Origin of the sequence: Chitinophaga sp., from assembly GCF_036569125.1 — a bacterium.
Lineage (GTDB): Bacteria > Bacteroidota > Bacteroidia > Chitinophagales > Chitinophagaceae > Chitinophaga.
Map to the genome: position 1 here is coordinate 1 of NZ_DATCRF010000838.1, position 4,611 is coordinate 4,611.

The 4,611-nt window shown below is 50.2% G+C and carries 4 protein-coding genes; all 4 read right to left on the reverse strand.

The window, feature by feature from the left end:
• On the reverse strand, positions 1 to 1,328 hold a 1,328-nt coding region (locus VIM87_RS30915; RefSeq protein ID WP_332000723.1), incomplete at its 3' end, for an FAD-dependent oxidoreductase.
• 2 nt (positions 1,329 to 1,330) lie between these two features.
• Complete coding sequence (locus tag VIM87_RS30920; protein WP_332000724.1) at positions 1,331 to 3,316, reverse strand: glycoside hydrolase family 2 protein; 1,986 nt, start codon at positions 3,314 to 3,316, stop codon at positions 1,331 to 1,333.
• Positions 3,313 to 4,125 carry a sialate O-acetylesterase gene (locus VIM87_RS30925; protein ID WP_332000725.1) on the reverse strand — a complete coding sequence of 271 codons (813 nt, stop codon included), beginning with the start codon at positions 4,123 to 4,125 and terminating at the stop codon, positions 3,313 to 3,315. Before VIM87_RS30925 ends, VIM87_RS30920 begins: the two co-directional genes overlap by 4 nt.
• A partial coding sequence (locus VIM87_RS30930; RefSeq protein ID WP_332000726.1) for a RagB/SusD family nutrient uptake outer membrane protein occupies positions 4,122 to 4,611 on the reverse strand: 490 nt, incomplete at its 5' end. The genes VIM87_RS30930 and VIM87_RS30925, both read right to left, overlap by 4 nt.

Genomic DNA, 4,611 nt, shown 5'->3' on the forward strand with positions numbered 1-4,611 from the left:
ACACCGGGAATATGCTGCCCGCTGCGCAGCAGCAATTGCTGCAGCGTAGCTACGTTGCCGTTATCATTAAGCGCTGCAGGGTTGCAGCCCAGTTTTTTACAAAGCACCGCAGCCATGGCCGATGCCTGCGAAACATAGGCGCTGGTAGCCATTACCCGGCACGATCCGAATGCCACATGCGATGCGCTGATAATGCGCCCGGCCAGCAACAGGTTATTAATGTTCCTGGAATACAGGCTGCGGAAAGGTATCTGGTAAATGCCCTTGCTGTGCCATTGGGTGCAGCCCGGACCAGCGGCATAAATACCATCTGAGGGGTGCAGGTCAAGGCTCCAGCCGCCAAAGGCTACGGCGTCATCATGGAGGCGTTGCTCAACAACATCCTGCTGTTTTAAAATGTAATCGCCTTCAAAGCGGCGGCTTTCCCTTTTACCGGGTATCATGCCTACCCATTCAAGGGTCAGGGTTTCTGCTTCAGGAAAATTGCCTGAGTTCTTAATGTAGTTCCATACGCCATACACGATCTTCCACAGCTCCCATTTTATTTTCTCCGTATCATGCACGGTATCCATACGTCCGCCGTATTCAAGCCACCAGAGCTTACAGCCGTATTCCTGTGAGTTAAAGCTCCGGAATTTGGGGATCTGCGTAATATCTGTGAGGGCAAAGGCGGGGGGAACAAAACGTACAGGCTTGCCCGTATCTTTTGAATAAAAGTAAAGGGAATGGCCCAGCAGCTCGCCATAAGCTTCCGTAGGTGCAAACAGCTCGTTGAACTCTTCCATACTTTCTGCGCCCATCCTGAATGCCGCGCCGGAAAGGAATCCCACCACACCATCGCCGGAAGCATCGCAGAACAGGGGCGCCTTTAATTCGTATTCGGTCTGGTTCTGGCTGCAGAATGCTTTTAAAGATGCGATGGTGGCGCTGTCCTGCTTCTCTGCATGGTAAACAGTAGTGTTCAGCAGCAGGGTTATATTGGGTTCGCTCACTACCTTGTCCAGTAGTATCGCATCAAGTATGATTGGGTTACCTTCCGGGTTGCGGTACATGTTCTCCACCAGGATCTCATCCACCAGGCCGCCTTCTCTTGCCCAGCGGTTGTTATTGCCCATGTGCGAGGTAGCGCCCAGGATCCATAAACGTATCTCGCTGCTCGCATTGCCACCCAGCACGCTGCGGTCCTGCACCAGCACTACTTTCAACCCATGCCTGGCAGCAGTAACTGCACAGCATATGCCCGACAGCCCGCCGCCTGTTACAACCAGGTCGGCCTCCAGTTTTACAAGCGGGAACGAACGTTTTTCTATACTTTCTGATCTTATCATGGCTATTTAAGGGTTTTTTGGATGATGGTAAAACCGCCCGGTTTTATCAGCGCAATATCCGCTGTACCCCCGGCCAGGGCAATATCCAGCAGCACGCTTTCACCGGGGTGTAATGTTTTTACAGGCATCAGTGTGCCATTGTATCTTAACTGGTAACCCTTCAGGGTATACGACGGAAAATCTTTTCTTGCAGTAATGCGGATGCTGGCATGGCCCGCAGTTTTATTCACCAGCTCAATGGTTGCAGGCGCAAATTCTTCCTGCCATGCAAGGTACATGCCCCTTGGGGTACGGTCAGGCTCTACCAGGCCCCAGGGCCGGTAGCCATTTGGATTGGTGCCGGGAAAGCGGCTTAAATAATCGTTGAAGGTCCACACAGAAGCGCCTATCAGGAAATCGCATTGCCTGAAATCCTGCATGGCTTTTCTAAGATGGGCTATCCTTTCTTCTTCAGACTTAACCGCATCTGTTCTGATGCCAAACTCACTTACATAAACAGGTTTGGTTGGATACAGCTCATGAATATGCTGCAGCGTCTTTAAGTGATTGCCGTAAATATTGGCGCTTACAAAGTCAACGTACTGCGAAGCTTCATCTTCCGGTTTTTTGATGTTATTATGCGATAGGATCATACTGGCAAAGGTGATCAGGCGCGAATCGTCCAGCGATCTTACATAGCTGCTCATATCACGTACCCAGGCTTTGCCTTCTTCTGTTTGCGACTGAAATTCGTTGCCCACGCTGTAAGCGATCACACAGGGATGGTTCCAGTCGCGTTCCATCATTTCCCTCATCTGCGAGCGGAACTTATCACGCATCCCGCTATCGCTCATTTGTTTGCCGGTCATTTGCCAGTTGCCTGCTTCTTCAATGATCAGCAGGCCGTGTTTATCTGCCCAGTCCAGCAGGCCTTCCGTTACCGGGTAATGGTTAATGCGGGAAAGCTCCATGCCGCCGCTTTTGATCAGCGTAAGGTCTTTTTCCAATACTTCTTCCGGGTCCATGGAACCATAGCCGGGATAGTCCAGCGGCCGGTTACAGCCGCCCATTTTTATGGGTTCGCCGTTCAGTAAAAGCCGGGTGCCGCTTACTTCAACTTTCCGTATACCAAAGCTGGTTTCAATCGTATCCCTGCCGCAGGTAATGGCTGCGCTATACAAGGCCGGTGCATCGGGGTGCCATAAGCTTACTTCAGCTGCAGGCATGGTGCCCTTCAGCTCAACGAATGTAACACCGTCCGGCTCCACCTTTACAGGTTGCGGCTTTAAACGGATGCTGCTTTTTACGCCATTACGGTAAATGCTGGCATTAACAGCCGATGTAATGGCTGCTGTACCGCTGTTGCGGATAAATGCTTTTATGCTGATGCTTGCATCTCCCTTTTTCAGATCAGGCATGGCAATGATCTTACTGTTGCTGATATATGCCGCAGGCCGGGTAATAAGATGTACCGGCCGGGTAATACCGCCGTAATTGATCCAGGGATATACCTGGCGATGGTTGGCGCCTGAATAGGGAACATTGGTTTTAGCGCCGGGGATGGTGGTGGTATCCCATGAATTGTCCACTTGCAGCGCCAGGGTATTCCTGCTTTTAAGCAAAGCGGTAATATCAAATTCAAACGGCGTGTAGCCGCCTTCGTGGGTACCTACTAATACGCCGTTCAGCCATATTTTTGATTTATAGAAAACAGCGTCAAATTTCAGGAATACATGATCATCGCCGGGCGCAGCCGCCTCAAATTGCTTAAAATACCATGCTGTGCCGGTATAAAAAAAGTACCGGGCATCGGTGGAAAAACAGTGCGGTACTTTTACCTTATCAAAGCTGCCCGTTGCAAAGGATGTGTCGTGCCAGTGTTCCTGTTCTCCCACTTTAACCGGGTCTGTGGCAAACGTCCATTCACTGTTTAAGCTGTTATCAGTGCGGCGCTGCCCCAATACTAAAAGTGGAATGCTCAGTAACAAACAAAATAGTGTTCTCTTCATGGTTTCTTTTTTTCTTTAAGTACAACCTGTTTTGCAACGGCTGCTCCAATATCGTTTAACGCGGTTTGGTTATAATGGATCTCATCTTTCATCCATGCCTTTTTCTCAAAGCTGCCCGTTTCCCGGTACACAACGAAGACATGTTTCATTTTCCCGGCCACATTTTCCTGGGCTTTACGGATGACATCAAAACCCTGGGCAGGATGGTTAAGGTAATAACCGGTTTGTATAATATAAAAATTTACCTCATTGCCCAGCGCTGCCCTGAATTGACCGATCAGCAATGTTAGCTGCTGCTCATATTCTGCTGCAGAAAGCTGTTGTGCATTCACTGCATTGGCATCCCGTTCCCCCTGGCTCCATAAGATCCCCGCAACAGGCAAGCCTGTTTTACGGGCAGCAGCCCTGGCCTTTATAACAGCACTGTCAAACAAAGGCAGCCGGCCCCGGTTATCCCAGGTGCCATAGTTGCTTAATTCCGCTTTATAGTGGCAGCTGCTGCCGCCTCTTGCTGCCGGTACGATCACTGCCTCATTCCCTGTAAGCTCATGGTAGGCTTTTGCAAAAGCCGGCCAGGCGCTTCCGCTGTTTGCTTTTTGAAATTGCAGCTCATTGTAGCCAACAGGGTCCTTTAAAGGAACCAGCGCATCCCCTGAATACCTGTATTCAAGGGCGGTACATTGTACGGAGGCAGTACTGTCGCCCATACCAACGGCATTGCTTTGGCCGGCTGCCAGGAACAGCGTTTTATGTTGCGCCATTGTATGCTGTAAAGTAAGCAGGCAAATAAGCAATATCATCCACCTCATTTCCATTCAGGATTTTGTTCCAGCTTTGTGTTTGCATTGATCTCATCCAGCGGAATAGGGAAGTAGCGGTTCTTCGGCTGTGGCGCACGGGTAGGGAATACATCATTCGTCACTTTTGGAATTACCTGTAAAAAAGTATTGGTGCGGGTAAGGTCATACCAGCGGTCGCCTTCTCCAAAAAGTTCCCAGCTGCGTTCCTGTAATACGGAATCAACAAAGGCTGTCTTGGCCAGTCCGGCGGTTAAACCGGGAAGGCCGGCCCTGTTCCTTACGGTATTAATATAACCATATGCTTCAGTGGAGGGGCCGTTTTGCTGTGCGGATGCTTCTGCGGCGATCAGATAAACATCGGCCAGACGCAGAATGGGGATGTTAGTGGCCCCGCTGCCGCCAACAGAATTCGGATCCATATATTTTTTAACCAGTACGCCCTGCTTTGTAATGGGCGTAATATCTTTCTGGTGTACGATCTGCCCCAGCTTGTTG

Coding starts and splice junctions, on each gene's coding strand:
- VIM87_RS30920 (WP_332000724.1), bottom strand. CDS start 3,316: ATGAAGAGAACACTATTTTGTTTGTTACTGAGCATTCCACTTTTAGTA.
- VIM87_RS30925 (WP_332000725.1), bottom strand. CDS start 4,125: ATGAGGTGGATGATATTGCTTATTTGCCTGCTTACTTTACAGCATACA.